The 525-nt window shown below is 74.7% G+C and carries 1 protein-coding gene; it reads left to right on the top strand.

The window, feature by feature from the left end:
• Positions 1-525: hypothetical protein (locus ENSA5_RS37930; protein ID WP_181197969.1), on the top strand; the 525-nt coding region annotated here is incomplete at both ends.

Raw genomic sequence — 525 nt, 5'->3', positions numbered from 1 at the left:
TGGCGGACATGGGCGAGCCGCCGCAGCCACCGAGCTTCGAGGGCCTGCTGGTCGCGGAGCTGGAGCTTGGTGCCGCCGCGCTCGGGGACATTACACTCGATGTCGCCGATGTGCGCTCGGACACTCGGGTCGAGATCGATGGGCGGGCGTGGCTGCCCGGGGCCGCCGGGCCTGCGGCAATCGAGGATGGGCAGCTACGGATTCCGCTCGGAGGGGCGATGGTCGTGGGCACCCACGAGCTCGCGCTGTCTCACCAGGCCGGGTCCGTCGAGCTGCGCTCGGACACGGTGTCGATCGAGGTCGTGGCGAGCGAGCCGGATCCGCTGAGCGCGAGCCTCGGGGCCGACCCGATCGACGCGGGGGATCGCCTGATCGCACACGGCCAGGGCGGCGCGGCGGTCCTGGGGGTGGTGGACGACATCGCGGGGCTCGTGCGGGTCCGCGCGGGGGCCTGGTCGGCGGAGGGCTTCGAGCTCGAGCTCCCGGGCCTGGTCGCGGGCGGGGGGATCGGCGGTCGCGCGGGGG

Origin of the sequence: Enhygromyxa salina (assembly GCF_002994615.1) — a bacterium.
GTDB classification, from domain to species: Bacteria; Myxococcota_A; Polyangia; order Nannocystales; family Nannocystaceae; genus Plesiocystis; species Plesiocystis salina_A.
This window is presented reverse-complemented; position numbering and strand designations above follow the sequence as displayed.